This window comes from Candidatus Abyssobacteria bacterium SURF_5, from assembly GCA_003598085.1.
In the GTDB taxonomy this organism is placed as follows: Bacteria; Abyssobacteria; SURF-5; order SURF-5; family SURF-5; genus SURF-5.
Genome location: QZKU01000127.1, coordinates 20,429 through 41,227, shown reverse-complemented (window position 1 = coordinate 41,227; position 20,799 = coordinate 20,429). Strand labels below are relative to the sequence as shown.

The window sequence follows — 20,799 nt, the reverse complement described above, 5'->3', positions numbered from 1 at the left end:
TAATAACATTTTTGCGGTTCACCGGAGGGGGAAGAGGTGGTTTTTTTCTGGGCCAAACCCGGGAACCGCGGTACAAAGATTCTACGAATATGCTGGAACCGTTGCTGTATCCCAAGAGCGTTGCCGTAATCGGCGCCTCGCGCAGTCCCGGCAAAGTCGGTCACGACATTTTGGCGAACCTGATCGACTGCGGTTACGCGGGAAACATCGTGCCGGTAAATCCGCTTGCCGATCGGGTGCGGGGCATAAAGTGCTGTGAGAATCTCAGGACGTGCGGCATACCCATAGACCTTGCAGTCATAGCAATTCCGGTTCCCGCGGTGCTGGCCGCGGTTGAAGATGCGATTTTTGCGGGCGCCAAAGCGATAGCGCTGATAACCGCCGGTTTTCGAGAAGCCTCGCCTGAAGGCGCCGAGATTGAAAGCCGGATTGCGCAGATATGCGCCGCCAAAAAAGTGCGTCTTCTGGGGCCGAACTGTCCCGGCCTGATCAATACGGGCAACTCTCTGAACGCTTCGATCATTCCCCATTTTCCTCACGAAGGCGGGATATCGGTTATCTCTCAATCCGGCGCAGTGTGCACGGCCATAATGGATTGGGCATCGAGAAGCCATCTCGGGCTGGCGAAGATGGTCGGGATCGGGAACAGGGCGGACCTGACGGAAATCGATTTTCTTCAAGCATTCTCCGAGGACGAGCAGACCCGGGTGATTGTGGGATATCTTGAGAGCATCAGTTCCGGCGATGAATTTGTGAAAGTGGCGGAGACGGCTGCGTCAATGAAGCCCGTCGTCATCCTGAAAGCAGGGACTACACGCGCGGGAATGAAGGCCGCTTCCTCGCACACGGGCAGTCTGGCCGGATCGGATATCGCATATGGCGCAGCGTTTAACCGTTCGGGCGTGATCCGGGCGGACAGCTTTGAAAAACTGCTTGATTATGCGGCCGCGTTTGCCACTCAGCCGCTCCCGAAAGGTGATCGAATAGCAATTATCAGTAATGCATACGGCCCGGGCATTCTGGCGGCCGACGCCGTCGAGCATTGCGGCCTGTCGCTGGCCTCTCCGCAACGGGGTTCTTCCACCGCATTGCGCGGGAAGGCTCCTTATTCGGTGACCGCGGATAATCCCATAGATGTTTTGGGAGACGCTGATTGCGATCGGTATGAGGATGCGGTGAACGCCGCATTGGATAATGAAGCGGTTGACGCGGTCATTATCATCCTGACGCCGAAGGTTATGACGAATTGTTCCGAAACGGCGCGCGTCGTTGCCGGGTGCATCCGCGGGAATAAACCCGTTCTGGCTGCTTTTATCGGCAGTGATGCGCAGCTGCCGGGTCGGAGCGAGATGCTCAATTCGAATTTGCCGGACTATCCTTCTCCTGAGCGCGCGGTCGCCGCGCTTCGCGCGCTCTGCGAGTATGCGTCCTGGAGGCGGCGTCCTCCTCGCGTGGTGACGCGTTTCCCGGTTCACCGGCGCCGGGTGGAGCGGATTATTGCGCGTCAGCTGCGAGCCGGCCGCACGTACGTGGGAGAGGTGAAGACAAAAGAGATTCTGCGGGCATATGGATTTACCGTTCCCGAAGGGCACATGGTGATGAGCGCGAGTGAAGCTGTTGAGATAGCGAATCGGATGGGCTATCCCGTTGCATTGAAGATCGTGTCGCCCCACATCGTGCACAAATCCGATATCGGCGGGATCAAGCTGCGGCTATCGAACCCCGAAGACGTTCGCGATGCGTGCGACCTGATGTTGCTGCGCGTGCGCGAGCGAATGCCCGATGTGGAGCTCGAGGGCGTTTACGTCGAGAAGATGTGTCCTCCCGGCCGCGAAGTAATCCTTGGAATGAATCGCGACCCTCAGTTCGGCCCCATGCTGATGTTCGGGCTCGGCGGCATCTTTGTGGAGGTGATGAAAGACGTCTCGTTTCATCTCGCTCCGATAACGGCTCAGGAGGCGATGCAGATGCTGTCGGAAAGCCGGTCGTATGCGTTATTGACAGGAACGCGCGGTCAGCCCGGCGTAGACCTGGGCGCCATCGCCAACGGGCTTCAGCGGATAAGTCAACTGGTGACGGATTTCCCGCAGATACAGGAGCTCGATATCAGCCCGCTGATCGTCGGGGAGATCGGGACTGAGCCCATTGTTGCTGATGCGCGCATCATCTTATCGAAAAGAGAGGCTCGGCAATGACGGAACAACGGAAATATGTATTTGATCCTGATTGGCGGGAGAAGTACCGGTCGATGATCGCCACCGCCGAGGAAGCGGTGGCTGAAATAATGCCCGGTCACCGAGTGTTTATCGGGACGGGCTGTGCGACGCCGCAGGAGCTTGTTCGCGCGCTGACGGCCCGGTCGAATGAGCTTGCCGACACGGAAATAGTGCACCTGCTCACCTTTGGCGAAGCGCCCTACGCGCACAAAGAACTGGCGGAGCATTTCCGGGTGAACAGTTTCTTCATTGCCGAGAACGTGCGCAATATCATTCAGGAGGGTCTGGGCGATTACACGCCGATATTCCTTTCCGACATTCCGAAGCTTTTCAAATCGGGGCAATTGCCGCTTGATTCCGCGCTTATTCAGGTGACGCCGCCGGATCGTCTGGGACTCTGCAGTCTGGGGATATCGGTTGACATCGTGAAGAGCGCGGCCGAGAACGCCGCTCTGGTGATTGCGCAGGTGAACCCGCAAATGCCGCGGACGCTGGGAGACAGCTTTATTCATATTAATGATCTTGATATTCTGGTGCCGGTCGACGAGCCGCTGTACGAGATCACGCAGGCGCAGCCGACCGAGGTCACGCGCAGGATCGGCGAATACGTCGCCGCTCTGATCGAGGACGGCTCGACGGTCGAATTCGGGATCGGACGGATTCCGCAGGCGGTGCTCGAGTTTCTCAGAGAGAAGAGGGATTTGGGAATTCATACGGAGATGTTCTCCGACGCCTTGATCGATCTTATCGAGGCGGGCGCGGTCACGGGCAAACGCAAGTCGATAGACCGCGGGAAAATTGTTGCCAGCTTCTGCATGGGGAGCCGGAAGCTTTATGACTACATCGACAACAATCCCTTCTTCTCATTTCACCCGACCGAATATGTGAATGATGTTTTTGTCATCGGGCAGCAGCATAAGATGGTGGCCATCAATGTTGCGCTCGAGGTTGACCTGACCGGCCAGGTCTGTTCGGATTCGCTGGGCACCAAGTTTTTCTCCGGGATCGGCGGGCAGGTCGACTTCAATCGAGGCGCCGCCAGGGCGCCCGGCGGGAAAGCGATTATCGCGCTTCCTTCAACGGCGCAGGAAGGCAAAGTTTCAAGGATTGTCACTCACTTGAGCGCGGGCGCGGGAGTTGTTACAACGCGGGGCGATGTCCATTACGTCGTGACGGAATACGGGATCGCATATCTTCACGGGAAAAGCGTTCAGGATCGCGCTCTTGCGCTGATCAGCATTTCGCATCCCGATTTTCGCGCAAAGCTGCTCCAGGAGGCGGTAAAGGCGAAGTATATCCGTCCGGAGCTGGCGGGCGAGTTGGGTGATACCGACGGCAAGCTCCTGCTGGGTCCCCAGGATTTGCGCACCTCGCTGCTGTTGGATGACGGAACTCAGATCAACTTCCGTCCGATACACCCGACTGACGAGCCGCGAATCAGGGACTTGTTTTACGCGGTTTCTCAGCAGGCGATGTACTACCGTTACATGTCCCATATGAAGCGCATCCCGCAGCGGCAGATGCAGGATTTCGCGTACATCAACCGTCGAAACGATGTTTCGCTCGTGGGGACGGTCCCCGAGGCGCACGGCGATGAAATCATCGCTATCGGCCGATACTATCTGGACCCACGCACCAACAAGGCGGAAATCGCGCTGCTTGTCCGCGATAGCTGGCAGAAGCGTGGAATCGGGAGTTTCCTGCTGAAGTATCTGGTAACGATCGCGCGGCGCAACGGGATAAGCGGATTTACGGCCGAGGTTCTGCGAGAAAACAAACCGGCGCAGTCATTGCTGCAAAAGAGCGGCCTGAAGATGAGAAGCACGCTCAGCGAAGGTATCTATACCTTTGATCTGGATTTCGATTAGATGAAAACGCGCTTCTTTTCGAATAACCCCGCCACGAATTTTGTCCTTGATCCACCGGCTCTCGACGGACATTCAAGATGAAAAGGTCGCTCTCGTGTTTCCATAAGCCGGCTTGTCAGATTTCTTTACAGATGTAAAAGATTCCTGCGGATCATTGAAGATTTTCCTGCCTTTTCAGGCCGCTGAAGCAGCGAATTCACGCCTGTTTTCGCCCCCCCAGAGAAGCCATGGCATCGGCATAACATTTGCTCATCAGTTTTCTTAGAGGATGTTGAACCATGCTTTTGATCACAGGAATTTCGGGCGAACCGACGGGCAAGACGCGGGAGTTCGGTTAATGGCTGGTGAATTCAAGAATATCCGGCGGATCATTTTGAGACGGGTATTGCTTGTGCCGTTCGTCACGCTTGCCTTGGTTTTCTGCACGCTGGTCTACTATTTTGCCACGAACCTGCGCTCGCAGGTGGAGACGCAATTGCTTCGGGTGGCCGACGCGCACCGCAACATGATTGAAGGTTTCCTGCGCGAGCGTTGTTTTGATCTTCAGTATGTGGCCGCCTCCAATAGTTTCGACGAATTGAGCAATAAAGAGCATCTGGCGACGATCTTTGAGCAGCTCCAGATGAGATCGCGCGCCTTTTTCGATATTGGTTTGTTCAATGAGAATGGGGACCATGTGGCATATGTCGGGCCGTTCGAACTTGAAGGCAGGAAGTATGCGCAGGCGCCATGGTTCCTTCAGGTGCAGCAGAAAGACGTTTATATATCCGACCAGTTTCTCGGGTATAGAAATGTGCCGCATTTCATTATTGCCGTCCGCCGCGATGAGGGCAGCCGGACGTGGTATCTGCGGACGACGATCGACTGGTTTTACTTCAATGACCTTGTGGAAAACGTGCGCGTTGGCAAGACCGGCGAGGCGTACATTGTCAATGAGGAAGGCGTCTTCCAAACCCGTCGCCGGTCGGGGGGCGAACTGCTGGAGGTGGACCCGGATCATTCGATCTACCGTTTCGACCAAAGAACAATCTTCGCTTTTACCGCGGTCGATTATAAAGATGAAAGCCACATATACGCGGCCGGAAAAATAGAGCCGATGGACTGGTTCCTGATCGTCAGGCAGGGGCTGAATGACGCCTACGCCCCACTCATTCGGGCGGTGGTTATCGCTATTATCATGATCATTGCCGGCGGCGGATTGGCGGTATTCATGGCGTTCATGCTCGCCTCGGGCGTCGCGAACCAGTTGGCCATGGCTGACATGGAAAAGCGCAGGATGGGCACCCAGTTGATCATGGCAGGCAAACTGGCGGAAGTCGGCGAGATGAGCGCAGGCGTCGCTCACGAGATGAACAACCCGCTCCAGGTGATCAAAGGAGAAGAAGCTTACATCAAAGACATCCTGTTGGAGGCGGAGCGGAACGGCGGAATTGTGGACGCTGAGAATCTGAGGCTGCTCCGCGAATCGATCGACCAGATCGCACTGCAGGTGGAGCGGGGAAAACTCATCACCGAAGGTCTGCTGGGATTCGCGCGCAAGACCGAGACCAAGATCGACACGTTTGACATCCGGTCTCTGATATCGGATGTGGTGGGCATGATCGAGCGGCGGGCTCAGGTTGAGAATATTCGTATCGTTCAGGAGTATGAGGCATCTCTGCCGGTCATCCTGAGCGATCAGCTTCAACTGCAACAGGTGTTTCTGAACTTGCTCAATAATGCGATCGATGCGTTGAAGCCCAAGCGCGGAGGAGAAATCCGCATAACGGCTTCGTCTGCCGATGACGAGATGTCAATCGCGGTCACCGACAACGGCACCGGCATTCCCGCGGAACACATGGAAAAAATTTTTCTCCCATTCTTTACGACAAAACCGGTTGGGCAAGGCACCGGCCTCGGGCTGAGCACCTGTTATGGAATTATTGAACGGTTGGGCGGGCAGATCATGGTAAGCAGTGAACTGAATGTGGGCACGGTGTTCACCGTCCGGCTTCCGCTTGCCGGTCCGCCCGAAAGAGACGAAAAAGGAACGAAAACATTGCAAGGAGAGTCGCCGAAATGGGCGCCATTAACCTCTTGATCGTTGACGACGAGGAACGCTTTCTGGCTACGTACCGCAAGCTGCTGGAAAAGCGGGGAATCAGCACGTCCACCTGCACGAATGGACTGGATGCCTTGAGGATCCTGAAAGAATCCCCCATCGACGTCGTGCTGCTCGACGTCAAAATGCCGGGAATCGACGGAATCGAAGCGCTCCGAAAAATCAAGGAGGAGCATCCCGATATCGAGGTCATTCTGCTTACCGGACATGTTTCGGTTGAATCGGAAGTCGAGGGGTTGAAGCTTGGCGCTTCCGGCTATTTGATGAAGCCCATTTCGATCGAGGAGATGCATCTCAAGGTAAAGGATGCCTTCTACAAGAAACAGGCCAAGGTGAAGAGAGAGGGCGAGCCTTTGTTGTCATGATCGAGAGCAAGAGCGGGTGCGATGGCCGGCGCAGAAGATACCTTCTTTAGATGCCGCTGGGGCAACTTACAAAGAGATTAAACCGGTTCCTGAAAGGATGCAGCCATCTTGGAGACCGATAGAATCCGGGTCCTGATCGTAGATGACGAACTGCGGTTCGGAACGAATACCGCAGCCGTTCTGAACCAGCGCGGATTCGAGACGACCGCCGTCGCCAATGGCGGCGAGGCCCTCCGGGAGATCGTGAACGTTCCCTTCGATGTCGTTGTCCTCGATCTAAGCATGCCCGGCATGGACGGCGCCACGACCTTGCGCGAAATCAAGAAACTCAGGCCCCGCATGCAGATCATCATGCTTACTGGCTTTGGCACATTCGCCTCTGCGCTTGACTGCTTGCGCACGGGCGCCTTTGACTATCTGACCAAGCCGTGTGATCTCGATATGCTGGCCGCGAGAATCCGGGAGGCCCACGAGAAGGGAAAAACTCTTCCTGTATCCGGCGGTTGAACGCGGGCGCCCGCTTACGCGCAATCCAAAGGGCGGCATAGGCATATAGCACCCGCCTTTCACCTGGTATCAGAGACAGTAGAGAATAAACCGATTCCTCGCCGCAGAAAAGGGACATGAAAATGCCAATGCATGGTTCCTTTCCTCGAACCGTGAGAGACTGCGCGCACAGGCCCTCCTTGTCCCATATCCGCTCCTTGTTCGCGAAAGCCGTTCCGCTTGAGGGGGCGCTTGAGGAGATCGATCTCCTCCCGGCACTTGAGAAATACCCTCTGGCGGAGGTGCGCGACGGCAAAGGAGTCATCTTTTTCGATGTGGTGGACGCTTACGCTTTTCTGGAGTGGTTGAGCGGCCGATCCGAGGGCGTGTATCAGAGTTTCAGGCACAGGCGGGTTGAAGTATTCAACCGGACGCTTTTTCACGAAGGCATCGAATGGATGTGCCGCCGGCTGCATTTGTTTCCCCTGTTCGATGCGGCATTTCAGGAGTTTCTTTCGCGGCAAAAGATCGAGGCCGGAGAATTCGGTAAAAAATTCAAAGCCGAGTACGGTCAGGATTTCGATTCGGGCGAAGATGGCATATATCACCTCTTTGCGGAATTCTGCGAGGACTACCAGAGGCGGTTATATCGACATCTCCCGGATGGCATCCTCTCGGAGGCCGCTTCATTCGTTTTTGACGCAATGAGCCGCGAGCATTTGCTCAGCTCATTTCATAAGCGAATTGAGAGGCGCATTCCGGAAATTCCCGCCGAAGCATATGTTCTCGAAGAGACCAACGAACGGCCATTTGCATCCATGCGCATGCTCCTTGAAAAGCGAGGGATGCGGGTGGCCGGCTTGGCGGAAATCCGGGAAGTGGACAGGCTCATCGAGCAGTTGAGCCGAAGTCAAGAGAGCGGCGCCGCAAGGGAGAAGTTGACGAAGCTGGTTCCCGGCATCGAGAAACTTTTCGATGTGTTCGGGATGGCAGACGGTCAATCGCCCATACATGATCGCGGCATCCTTGCCGCGGTGCGCTCGCGCGTTCTGGCGCACGTTTCTCCCGGCGCCGCGCCCCGCAGAATCGGCGTCGTCGGGTATGACCAGAATGTCATTGCGGCACTTCGCAAGATCACGACTGAGTATGCTGAGAATCTGGAGGTGGTCGTTTTTCTGGGCCAGAAGCCGCGGGATATCATGCAATGGATCAAATACAATTCGCAGTTGGGCGTTTTTGAAAGCGTTCGGGCGGATGAATGTGGCTTCCTGTATCTCGGATGTCAGAAATCCGCCGCCGCCGTCTATCACGGCTGGTTGGCGGAGCCGTCTGCAGCCCTGACGAACGTTTCCTGGCAAGCATTTGGCGTTACCTGTGTGATGCTCGGCGAGAGCCAGGCCGGCCGGCTTACCGCCGACGTGCGTGACCGGCTGCGGCAATCCGGTGTTGAAGTTGTCGCGGCCAGGGCTGAAGCGGATCATGATGTTGCCGCTCATCGGATCATCAAGGACGACTCTTCCATTGGAAGCATGTTGGGCGCGGCCCCATCCGAAGGCATAGCATATGCGCTGGGCGTCTCCACTCTGTCGGAGTTAGGCAGAATTCTGGTTGTCGGAGCCGATATCGTCGAGAAGCATGATGATCCTGCGGTGGTCCAACCGACGTATCGCGTTGCGGGCGTTTATCAGGTGATCCACAAGAAGAACCCGGCGCGATTCGGCAATCTGGCCTTGCTCGTTGGTGCAATTGACGAGTCTGCCATTGTTCTGGCGACAAATGAATTCAAGACAAATATTCCGCGCGGCAAGCTCCTCCGCATAAATGCGGTTCTCGATTCGAAGGTATCGCGGGAGAAAATCATCTCACGTTTTCGGAGCAAGGCACAGGAACTGGATATTCTTGAATTGCCGGAATGGTGGGTGCAACTGACATCGAATCTCAATTTCGGGAACCCAAAGCTGATCTTTGATCCCAACCAGGTGTACGTAAGCCACAATGACGCGGGCGCGCAGGTGAGCATTGCGTTCTTTGTGGATGAAGCGGCGGCCGACGTCGATATGGCTCTCCGCTCGATTGCGGGATTTCCAGTCCAGCGGGAATACATGAAGGCGGCGGACCAATTTGCGGCCGGAATGCCGCTGCCGTGTCGCTGCTGGGATTCGCTGGACGTGGTCCAGCAGGCGGAATTTTCGCGGCGCCACGTTTCACGCCTGGCGCAGAAATACTCGCAGAAGTCGGAGGCGGTCGCGACCAAGCGGCGCGCCCGAAAATACTCGACAGCTCAACCGGGCAGCGGTCATATCACAATTCTGGATTCAACTCTGGCGAATGACGCGATGCGCCTGTTGTTCCTCGAGTCGCAGCCGGTCGTTCGTCAGGAAGTACTTCGGGATGAAACGGGGGAAGCGGTGGCGATTGTAGCCCTCCACGAGAATCGGCACAAAGTATACTCCACGCCGCTACTAACGACCGCTTCCCTCGAAAATATTCACCAGGTGATGGGACGATATTATTCGCAGCTTCGCAGATATGCGCTCGATCTTAGCCGCGAATACGATTGGGAGATTCTCATTCACGATGTCTACGAGCACGGCGACAAGCTTCGCGCCACATTGCGGGTTCACCATCTCGACTACAACGACAAGAAAGAGCTGTTTGAGCGAGTGACGTTTGTTTCCGTCGACCAGTACGATAAAAGTCGGCAACGCTGGCAGACGATAAGCCGGCCAAATTCAATTATTCACCCGTCGTCTCCTGAAACCTATAACATCGTCATTAATGGGCCGGGCGGCCGCATGGGGAGCTGCACGCTTCGACTGGCCGCAAAAAGTGAAAAACTGCGCGTGGTCGCACTCGGCGGACCGGATGCTCGGCGCCTGGCCGAGCTGCTGAATGAGAAGGACTACGTCCAGGGACGTTTTCCCGGCACTGTCGATTTCGGCGTCGACTGGATTGAACTTGACGGACGCAGAATGCTGGTGTTCAGCCATCCTGTGTTCAGAGACCCCGGCAATTATCCCTGGAAATGTTTCCTTTTCGCAGGTGTTCCGATTCATGTGGCCATAGACGCCACCGGCCGCTTCAATAATGTAGACGGAGTCAACCGCCACAGGCGCGCCGGGGCGCTCCGTACGATGATAACCGCGCCCGGCTCGAGCAAGGAGGACGAGTGGCGCGAGGCGACTTTCATCAGGCATATCAATGATCATAAATACGATTCCGCCACGCACTTTTTTCTGTCTCCTGCTTCGTGCACGACAGGATGCCTTGCAAACCTGAATCGGCTGGTGGAACTGGCAATGTATCGGAGCAAACACGCGGAGATGGACTGGGAGAAGTTCTTTGATGAGGCCGCCAAGATGGTGCTGGAGGGAATAGGCCCGACCTATCATTCCCTCACTGGCGAGCATATCGGTCCGGATATCATCGATCCGATCGAGTACAGGAAAGACATCCGCCGCGGAACCGACGCAACGGGAAACATTTTCGAAACAAGTTCAGGCGCAAGCGCCAGCACCGCGCTCGTCGATGCGGCCGGCGTCTCGCATACACCCGTATATTCCATTCGATTTCCGATCGAGACAGTGTCGATAATGGCGCCGACGTATGTGTTGCGCGGCCATTACACGATGGAACACATTGACGCCGCCGCCGCCTCGCTCGAACAGGCATGCCGCGCCGGGGCGGAAACGCGGTTCCAGTTTCTCAGGACCAGGAACATCGACCGATCGACCCAGATCAGGCTGCTGCGCGAACTGGCGCAAGCTGGAGCGACTCTCTGCAAGGATAGCATCGAGATTGCTCACTTCACCTCGCCAACCGGCGAACCAATGACGATCATCCAACTCATCGGGTGGTACGAGAACGAATGGCGTCCCTCGAAAATGTACGTCGAATTCCTCGAGGAAATCATGCTGCCGGCGGAGAAGAAATTTCTTTCGGCCGGGGAGGGAGCGGGATTTGCAGGCGTTTCAGAGCGATTGACGGCGTACAGACGGCCGTACGAGGGCAAGCTCTCGGTACTCGATCTTCCGCCTCGGGCCTTTGACGGAGTCTACTGGCTCATCAGAGTCGACCATAATGTTGTCGATCCACTTTACGATCCCGACACAAACAAGGTGCGACCTTTCATAAGCGACGACCACCGCATAATGGCGAGCGCCGCGGACGTTGAGTACCTCATCCGGAACAACGCGCGGGTCATCGTGCTTTCGCATAACGGGAGGAAGAAGGATTTTCAATTTCTCCAATCCGAAGACGGGCAGGTGCTCGAACCCTTCAGCCTGAAGATAGCCGGCGAAAGATTTGCGGAGATACTCGAGCGGCGGAAGGCGCTGAATGCCGGGAAAGATTTTCGTATGGCCTCGGGTCTCATTGATGCGGAGACCGCGAAGCTCTCGCGCGAGCTTAAGCCCGGGCAGGTGCTGTATCTCGAGAACCTGCGTTTCTATGATGGCGAGGAATCCGGGAGCCGGCATTTCGCGAAGGCGCTCTTCGACACGCTTTTCGGCCACCTCGACTCGTCGGCGCAACGGAGCGTCAGCTACGTCAACAGCGCCTTCGGGGCTTCACATCGGGGGCTGCATGCGTCTTTCCTGCCGCTCATGAACCTTATCGGAGGATACAAGGTGATGGGCCTGCTTCCGGCAAAGGAGCTTTCCCTTCTCGATGAAATTCTGAAAAGCCCGAAAAAGCCGGTTGCCGCCTTCGTGAGCGGAATGAAAATGGCGGAGAAGATTCCCGCGGTTGAAATGATGATACGTCACGGATCGATCCAGCGCCTTTTCACCGCAGCTCCGGCATTCCTTGTTGCCTCCGGGTTCCCGTCGGGCAATTCCGTTTCCGGATACGACCCCCTTGATGTTGAATCTCAAGTTTCAGCGGCCCATCGATTGCTTGAACTTGCAGCCGAATTCGACGTCGAGGTGAAGATCGCGGCGGACCTGCACATCGGCCTGGCGGTTCCCGACAAGTTCAGGCCAAAAAAGAGGGTGCCGTCAAAAACGGCCTGCGCAGATGAGATCCCGTTTGGCGCATACGTGTACGATATCTTGCCCGAATACAATCATGCGCAAACGCGAACAGGTGACGACATCAAGGGGATACTGGAAGGCGCGGCGACCGTCATCCTGAACGGGACCGTAGGCCTATATGAAGTCGAACAATTTTCCGCCGGTAACGACTGGCTTGTCCGCACGATTGCCGACTGCGGCGCCGAGCTGAAGCTTGTGGTGGGCGGTGACGGAGTTGCCGCAGTCAATCGCCGCATGGGCGGAATCCAGGAAGCCGAGAAAACGTTTGATTTGTGCACCGGCGGCGGCGCCGCCCTGAAGTATCTTGCGACACAGTCGCTTTCCGCTTTTGACGGACTCGATAATAAACGAGAATAGGAAAATGCAGGGGCTGGAAAGAACGGAGCCTGCGAGGACGGACGCATCCAGGCTCGTGCCGATCAAGACATGGGACCAGGTTTTCGAGTGCATCGACAACATCGTCTCAAATCCTCAGGTCAATACGGAACTGATCAAGTTATTGACTGTAAATCTGCGCGTGGAAACCGGGAGCCTGCCCGGATATCGCGGCGGCGGTTTTGCCGAGCGAGCCGATAGCGTTGCTCTCTCCAAGCAGATGCGCGGAAAGGTCGAGGCATTGATGACGATCGACCTGTCTTCCGACGAGATGTACCTGTTGGTCCGGCAGTTGGTCAAAAGCCTTCCGTTTTTCGGAGCGTCCCAGGACGAAATTCGAACGATACGAGGACTCGCCGAAGAAATCGAATACTCCTTCCCGTGCCCGATCACGGAGGACATCAGGGCGGAAATCCATAACAAGCTCTCTCCCCGCAATCTCGACCTCGTTCGCGCCTTGATCGATTACGCGCAGACCGGCGAGTCGGAGGGGCTCCGGAAGATAAACAAATATCAGAAAGTATTCCAGTACCAGCCGGAAAAATTCGCGGGCATCCTGAAGCTCCTGCAAGAGCTCGAGCGCGAGTTGGCGAATGTTTTCGAGCCGCATCCGGGCAGCATCGACGACAGGATAACCGACATTTACCAGTTCATGAGCAATATCTCGGAGATAGTGTCGCCGCAGGTGAACAGCTATCTTCGATATCTCATGGGAAGCATCGAGAAGGGTAATGAATCGCTGATCCAGACGAACCTCGAGATCCTGCTGCAAATGGTGCAGGAGAACATCGAGAGGGCGGAGAACCGCAACTATCGCAGGCTGTTCATCAATTTGAAGGCAACGCTTGAGAGAGCCGAGAAGAGAAACCCCGACGACATTGTTCAGGTGATCGATGCGTGGCGGCGTGACGCAGTTACCCTATTTTTCCCTTCACTGGTCGACCCGCTGGAGGAATTCATCAAGCGTTTGCGCGCCGGTGATTCGCTCCGGGCGGCCATCATGCTCGGCAACATCCGAATGCTGTTGAGGAGCAAGATCAAGGACCCGTTCCTCCAGTCGCAGACGCTGCCGGTGACGCTCGAGGCGATCTGGCTGGACCTCACGCTCGAGCGCATCGGCTACATTCTGTTTGGAGAAATCTGCAACATGAAGCTGGCTGAGATCACGATAGAAGCGCTTCCGCTGACGATCGATATTATCCACTCGATGGTGCTTAACATTCGCGCCAAAGGGCAGGGAACGGACGATCTCGAGAAGGACTCGCAGCAACTGCTCGATCTGAAACATTCAAGCGAGTTGAACTTCTATACGATCTATTCGATCGTCGAGCGTATTGACGCGGAAATAAGCGTAGTAACCGACAAAATGGTGGGTATCTATTACGACATGACGCGAGAGATTTTCCGGCTTCGGCAGATACCGAATGCCGATGAGGCCGCAAGCGCGTTTGTGGACGGATTGTTTCGGGAGACGACGCTGCAGCACCTGTCCGAATTGACGCTCAAGCTGCTAACCTTCTCCCGCAGCCGAATCGCGCATTTGATGAAGCGGGTGCGTCATCCGTCGGTGAGGGAGATATCGCCCAAGAAAATAACGAAGATAAAACAGGACCTGAAATCTCTTTCCGCCAAGACCAGCACGTCGAAATTTGCATATTTTTTCCGGCCCGGTTTTGCCGAGGGCGGCGCCGCGTATTATCCGATACTTGGGGAGAAAGGGGCTTACCTGACCGAGATGGCGAAGCTGGGCGTGCGGGTGCCGCCCGGATTTGTGATCCCGGCGCGCGTATGCAACACGTTCTTTCAAGATGGAAGGATCCTGCGGGCCGAGACGAGGGAATCGCTCTTCCAGTGTCTATCAAAGCTCGAAGAGATTACCGGGTGCATCTTTGGCGACCCCGAAAGGCCGTTGCTGCTTTCCGTGCGCGCCGGCTCGTGCGTCTCGATGCCGGGGATGATGGACACGATCTTAAACATCGGGCTGAACGACGAAACGGTTGAGGGATTGAGCCGGGTCTCCGGGAACCCCGTTTTCGCCTATGAATGCTACTGCAGGCTCATCTTTAAATTCGCCGCGTCCGTGATGGGATACGGAGACACTGCGGCGTTTGATCAGCCGCGACGGGAAGGCGTCGCGTCAGCCGCCGAGATGAAGGAAAAAGCGAGATTCCTGCTCGAACGTATCAAGGAGGCAATCGGGGCTGCATTTCCGCAGGACCCGCGCGTACAGCTTGTCAGCTCACTCAAGGCGATCTTCTCTTCCTGGCGCAGTGAGAGCGCCGTCACCTACAGGCAGATATTCAATATACCGCATCATCTAGGAACGGCGGCAACAGTCCAGCAGATGGTGTTCGGCAACCGCGGATCGAGGTCGTGCTCGGGTGTCGTTTTCTCGCGCAACCCTATTACGGGCGAACGCCGCATCTTCGGAGAATACCTGCCATGTTGTCAAGGCGAGATATTAGTCAGCGGTACCGGCACCCCATTGCCGCTGAGCCTGTACCAGGATGCTTCGAATCCGGCGCGGGCACTGGAACAATGGGATCCGGTTATTTATCAGCAAATTGAGGACGCAGCCCAAAAGCTCGAGCTCCATCTGCGCGACATGCAAGATATCGAATTTACCGTCGAAGACGGGAACCTCTTCCTCCTGCAGACCCGTCGCGCAAAACGCACGGACCATGCCGCACTGAAAATAGCGGTTGACCTCGTGTCCGAAGGCGTGATAGATGTCCCGACGGCAGTCGCCAGACTTGAGGAGGCCGGCCTCTGGCAGTTGTTCCTCCCGGTTTTTGACCCCAGCGCCCCGAAGCGGATTGTTGCAAAAGGGAATCCGGCCTCGCCGGGGGTGGCCACAGGATGTCTCGCCTTTACTTCGAGAGACGCCGTCAAGCGGGCTCATTCAGGAGAGCATCTCATCCTGGTGGCGGATCGCACTACTCCCAACGACATCGGCGGCATTTCCGCGGCCTGCGGTGTCCTGACGAGGGAAGGCGGCATGACTTCACATGCAGCGATCAATTCTCGCCGAATGGCAAAGGCCTGTATTACAGGCTGCGAGATGCTGCGGATAGACAAGGAGGCGCAACTTCTGCGGATTGACTCGCTCGAACTGGGACCCGGCGACATCATCAGTATTGACGGCTACTCCGGGGAAGTCTTTCTCGGCGCCGTCGATATCATCGATCCCGTCATTCCCGAATCAGGACCCGACGCGCAACATTCCGAACTCGAACGATATGTTAACACCTTCCTCGAATGGCAGAAGCAAATCTCCAGCCAATCATCTCCTGATGCCTGAGGTCCGGCATAACCTGTAAGATGCACATGTAGCGGATTCTAAAAGGCGAGGTTAAAATTTGATTTTTAAACAGTTGTATGATACGTTGAATTCGCTTTCTGAACAAATTGATCTTCGAGGCAAGCTCCTTCGGTGAATCCATCTTCGACATTCCAGTGACTCCAACCGGAGCGATCTGAGGCGGGGGGAAACATGCGCAAAATTGTTTTGGCGGCGGCGATACTCTTAATTGTCGCCGGTGGCTGGGTCGCCTACAGCGTGCGACAAAATGCACGGGTTCAGAAAGCTGCGGCTGCGGACCGACTCCGAATTATCCTGATAACGCTCGACACCACCCGGAGCGACCATCTGAGCTGCTATGGATATAAACGGGAAACGAGTCCTTATATAGACCGTCTGGCAGAGCGAGGGGTGAAATTCACAAATTGTTACACCTCGATGCCCACAACCGATCCCGCCCACGTATCGATCTTGACGAGCGCATATCCGGTCACTCACGGCGTTCTGAAGAACGGCATGGAATTAACGAATCCGAACGTCGTCAGCATCGCCGAATTTCTCAAGAAAAAAGGATTTTTCACCGCCGCCATTGTTGCGCGGAGAGCTTTATCGCCGGAGATTCTCAAGGTTAAGGGGTTCGATTATGCGAGTGGGCCCAAACGGAGGGAGAAACGAGCCGATAAGATCTACGGCGAAGCTGTCAAACTGATAGACGAACATGTTGCAGACGATCTGTTTTTATGGGTTCATTTTTTCGACCCTCACTATCCGTACGATCCTCCAAATCCCTACGCAACCCGCTTTGGAACGGGGATCAGATCAAAGATAAAGAAGCCTGTGGGCTTCCATCCCGAATCGGTGCAGTGGAAGGAAGAGGAGATAGAACATTTTGTCTCTCTTTATGACGGTGAAATCTCGTACATGGACAGTTACATCGGAAAACTGTTGGATTATCTCGATCAGCGTTTCTCCAAAAGTCCAACACAGCCGTTTATCATTCTGGTCGGCGACCACGGCGAAACACTGGGCGAATTGCGAAGCCGGTATAATTTTGTCTTCGGCCACGGCGCCTTTTTGCATGATCACATCACGAAGGTCCCTCTCATAATGTCATGGAAAGGGAGGTTGCCGGAAGGCAAAACTGTGGATTCTCTCATCGAGTCTGTTGATATCGCTCCTACAATCGTCGACGTGGCGCTCGATGGGAAGCCCGAGCAGTTCGCGGGAGTCAGTTTTGAAGGCCCTCTATTGGGCGAGGCGGAGCAGCCCAAATCATTCCTGTTCGTGCAACGGAGACTATTCGATCAATTGCCGGCAAATTTTGAGGGCGCCCCTCCGGAGTTCCTGAAATACAGGGAACTGGCCATCATCTCCAGCGATTACAAGTTGATAGATAACAAATACAAAGGTATCGAGTTGTATCGGGTGGGTGAGGACCTCGAGGGGAATGACCTGGCTGAGACAGAGGCCGAAGTAGTTCAGAAGTTGCAGGCGGCGCTCAGCCAATGGTGGGAGACCTATTACGTACCCACCGCTTCACAGCAGGAGATTTCAGAGGAGAAGAAGGAGATACTGAGGTCGCTCGGTTATATCCCGTAACGGCCTCAGGGATTAACGCGACGGGGGCCGACACCATTTGCGGATTTCCGTGTTTGGAAATTCATCAGAATGGTGTCTGCCCCCGAAATGTTTTTTTGGAAGAAGGCTGTGCGAGTAAATTCGCACCTACTGTCCATCGGCCTCCGGTCAACCCTCCTCGGACGAAGCCCAAGGTGACAGTTGTCGCCCCTCCCCGATCTTATTAATTAGAGGATTGTTTAACCTGCTGGTTTTTTGGGAGTCGATACATCGGCGGGCCGGAATTGCGCTATAATGCAAATAGGGAATATGTCAGGCAAAGATCGACAATATGGGATTTTTTAGATGGAAAAAGATTTATCTGAGGGCGGCTCCAGTCCAAAGATCGTTTTTCAGGCGGAGAAACTGACAAAGGTCTATCATATGGGCGAAGTCGATGTGCAGGCGCTTCGCGGCGTGGACATGAAGCTGTATGCTGGAGAGATGGTCGTTCTGCTCGGCCCGTCGGGGAGCGGAAAATCGACATTGCTCAATATCCTGGGAGGTCTCGACACGGCCTCAGGCGGACGTGTTCTTTATGACGGGCTCGAATTGACCAGCGCCAGCGATAAGGAATTGACCGAATACAGGCGCTCGTACGTCGGCTTCGTTTTTCAGTTCTACAACCTCATTCCGAGTCTGACCGCGCTGGAAAACGTCGCGGTTGTCACCGAGATAGCCGAAAAATCGATGAATCCGATGGATGCGCTTCGGATCGTCGGGCTTGGCGAGAGGAGCGGCCATTTCCCGGCGCAGCTTTCTGGCGGAGAGCAGCAGCGGGTGGCAATTGCACGGGCGATCGCAAAGAACCCTTCTGTGCTGCTGTGCGACGAGCCGACGGGCGCGCTCGATTCCTCAACCGGGGTCCTGGTCCTCGAGGCGCTCGATAGGGTAAACCGGGAACTGGGGACCACCACGGCAGTTATAACCCACAATTCCGAGATCGCGGCCATGGCCGACCGCGTGATGAGGATGCACGACGGGCTCATTGCCGAGGTCACGATAAACGAGCGAAGGAAACCTCCGAGGGAGATTCATTGGTGAGCCGATGAGGTCGCTTGAGAAGAAGCTGCTGAGGAACCTTTGGGAGATGAAGGCGCAGGCTCTCGCGATCGCGATAGTCATCGTCAGCGGGGTCGCCACGTTCATTCTCTCCGTAAGCACGATGGAATCGTTGAAGCGCACTCAGGCGAGGTTCTATGCAGACTACCGCTTTGCGGACGTTTTCGCCTCGTTGAAGCGCGCGCCCGACGGACTTGCCGCCAGGATCGCTGAGATTCCGGGGGTGGACCGCGTCGAGACGAGGGTGGTCGCGGAGGTCAAGCTTGAGATTCCCGATTACGACGAGCCGGTAACGGGACGCCTTGTCTCGGTGCCGGATATCGGCGAGCCGGAATTGAATCAATTGTACCTTACCGAGGGACGAATGGTCGAGCCGGGCCGGGACGACGAGGTCGTGCTGGGCGAGGCGTTTGCCGAAGCTCATGGAATCAGACCCGGCTTCACGTTTACCGCGGTAATCAATGGAAGGCTCAAGGAATTGGCTGTGGTTGGGGTGGCTCTCTCACCCGAATACGTGTACCAATTGAAGCCCGGGACCATCTTTCCCGATTTCGAGCGGTATGCCGTGATGTGGATGGCCCGGACCCCGCTGGGCACTGCATACGACATGGACGGCGCTTTCAACGACGTGGCGCTGTCGGTTAATCATGCCGCCGCCGTGGAGAGCGTGATAGACCGGCTTGACGTCTTGCTCGAGCCTTACGGCGGCACGGGAGCATACGGCCGTATTGACCAGGTGTCGCATAGATACCTGTCGGAAGAATTCAAACAACTCGCGAACATGGCGACGGTGTTTCCGGTCATTTTTCTTGGGGTTGCCGCGTTTCTCCTGAACATTGTTGTGACGCGCCTGGTCGATACCCAGCGCGAGCAGATAGCGGTTCTCAAGGCTTTCGGATATACAAACCGCGACATCGGGCTGCACTACGCGGCGCTGGTTCTCGCAATCACGCTCATTGGGGTGACCGGCGGAATAGGCGTCGGAATGCGGTTGGGCAAAGGCCTGAGCAACATGTACATGGATTACTATCGCTTCCCGTTTATCGACTACGGGCTTGATGCGTCCACCGCCTTTGAAGGCGCCCTTATCAGTATTGCCGCGGCCATGGCGGGTGCGCTGTTCGCCGTAAGGAAAGCCGCCATTTTGCCGCCGGCCGTAGCGATGAGACCCGCCCCGCCCGCGGTGTACCGTGTATCTCTTGTCGAGCGCGCGGGGCTGGGGCGGCTTTTGTCGCCGCAGGCGCGCATGATAACGAGGAATATCGAGCGTACGCCGGTAAAATCAATGCTTACGGTGATCGGGATTGCATTTGCATGCGCCGTACTGGTGGCAGGTATGTTCTTTCGAGATGCGGTGGATTACATCGTGGAGGTGCAGTTCGGACTTGCGCAACGCGACGATCTTGCGGTATCATTCGTGGAACCGACGTCCTGGGAGGCTCTCTACTCGCTCCAAGGTCTTCAGGGAGTGGAGCGCGTCGAGCCATTCAGGTCTGTGCCCGCCACGCTCCGATTCGGCCACCGAAGCTACCGGACGTCCATCATGGGCATTCAGAACGGGGGAGACCTGTACCAGCTTCTGGACACGCAGTTCCGGCAGGTTGACCTGCCGTCCCGCGGCGTGGTGCTGACCGACTATCTGGCCGAAATACTTGGTATTTCGCCGGGTGATACGTTAACCGTGGAGGTGCTCGAGGGCGAAAGACCGGTACGGCAGGTAGCTGTCGCGGGACTGGTCAATGAATTCATCGGCGTTTCCGCATACATGGAGATATCGGCCCTGAACAGGCTGATGCGCGAGGGCCATGCGATTTCGGGCGCCTATCTATCCACCGATTCGGCCTATGACAGCCGCATCTATCGGGAGCTGCATGAGATGCCCCGAGTAGCCGGCACCACAGTGAGGAAGCTGGCTATCGAGAGCTTCTACGAGACCATGAGCGGGCAGGTCCTGATATTCACCACGATTATGACCGCGTTGGCAATGTCAATCGCGTTCGGCGTGGTGTACAACAGCGCGCGGATATCTCTTTCGGAGCGGAGCCGCGACCTCGGCAGCCTCCGCGTGCTGGGCTTCACGCGCGGCGAAGTCTCTTTCATACTGTTGGGAGAACTTGCAGCACTGACGCTGGCGTCGATACCTATCGGCTTTGGGCTCGGGCGCCTGATGGCGACGTACATGCTCGTGGGAATGGAGTCGGACCTCTTCAGGTTACCCGTGATAATAGGCGCAAACACGTACGCATTCGCCGCCGCCGTGGTGCTTGTGGCAGCCGTGGCTTCAGGCATAGTCGTAAAGATGCGGCTCGATCGGCTCGCGCTTGTAGAGATACTCAAGACGAAGGAGTAGCGACCAGGTGAGAAGGCACAGGAAG

General features: G+C 56.0%; 10 protein-coding genes. All 10 read left to right on the top strand.

Annotated elements, in window-relative coordinates; all coding sequences use genetic code 11:
- Nucleotides 1-89: 89 nt before the first annotated feature.
- The 10 genes from C4520_18385 (at nucleotide 90) to C4520_18340 (ending at nucleotide 20,774) form a co-directional block, all read left to right on the top strand.
- Complete coding sequence (locus C4520_18385; protein ID RJP16601.1) at nucleotides 90-2,195, top strand: CoA-binding protein; 2,106 nt, start codon at nucleotides 90-92, stop codon at nucleotides 2,193-2,195.
- Nucleotides 2,192-4,084 carry a GNAT family N-acetyltransferase gene (locus C4520_18380; protein ID RJP16600.1) on the top strand — a complete coding sequence of 631 codons (1,893 nt, stop codon included), beginning with the start codon at nucleotides 2,192-2,194 and terminating at the stop codon, nucleotides 4,082-4,084. Before C4520_18385 ends, C4520_18380 begins: the two co-directional genes overlap by 4 nt.
- A gap of 337 nt (nucleotides 4,085-4,421) precedes the next feature.
- Nucleotides 4,422-6,164, top strand: coding sequence for a sensor histidine kinase (locus tag C4520_18375; protein RJP16599.1), 1,743 nt, complete (start codon nucleotides 4,422-4,424; stop codon nucleotides 6,162-6,164).
- Nucleotides 6,143-6,550: a response regulator gene (locus C4520_18370; GenBank protein RJP16598.1), complete on the top strand. Its 408-nt coding sequence runs from the start codon at nucleotides 6,143-6,145 to the stop codon at nucleotides 6,548-6,550. Before C4520_18375 ends, C4520_18370 begins: the two co-directional genes overlap by 22 nt.
- A 105-nt stretch (nucleotides 6,551-6,655) precedes the next feature.
- Nucleotides 6,656-7,057, top strand: coding sequence for a response regulator (locus tag C4520_18365; protein RJP16597.1), 402 nt, complete (start codon nucleotides 6,656-6,658; stop codon nucleotides 7,055-7,057).
- Between the two features lie 116 nt (nucleotides 7,058-7,173).
- Complete coding sequence (gene pgk / locus C4520_18360) at nucleotides 7,174-12,426, top strand: phosphoglycerate kinase (GenBank protein ID RJP16596.1); 5,253 nt, start codon at nucleotides 7,174-7,176, stop codon at nucleotides 12,424-12,426.
- Between the two features lie 4 nt (nucleotides 12,427-12,430).
- A complete protein-coding gene (locus C4520_18355) occupies nucleotides 12,431-15,745 on the top strand; it encodes a hypothetical protein (protein RJP16595.1) in 3,315 nt (1,104 codons plus the stop codon).
- Nucleotides 15,746-15,937: 192 nt separating this feature from the next.
- Nucleotides 15,938-17,344 (top strand): hypothetical protein, encoded by a 1,407-nt coding sequence (locus C4520_18350; GenBank protein RJP16594.1) that lies wholly within the window; start codon nucleotides 15,938-15,940, stop codon nucleotides 17,342-17,344.
- Between the two features lie 324 nt (nucleotides 17,345-17,668).
- Nucleotides 17,669-18,406 (top strand): ABC transporter ATP-binding protein, encoded by a 738-nt coding sequence (locus tag C4520_18345; GenBank protein ID RJP16593.1) that lies wholly within the window; start codon nucleotides 17,669-17,671, stop codon nucleotides 18,404-18,406.
- A 4-nt stretch (nucleotides 18,407-18,410) separates the two neighbouring features.
- Nucleotides 18,411-20,774 (top strand): FtsX-like permease family protein, encoded by a 2,364-nt coding sequence (locus C4520_18340; protein ID RJP16592.1) that lies wholly within the window; start codon nucleotides 18,411-18,413, stop codon nucleotides 20,772-20,774.
- Nucleotides 20,775-20,799: the final 25 nt, after the last annotated feature.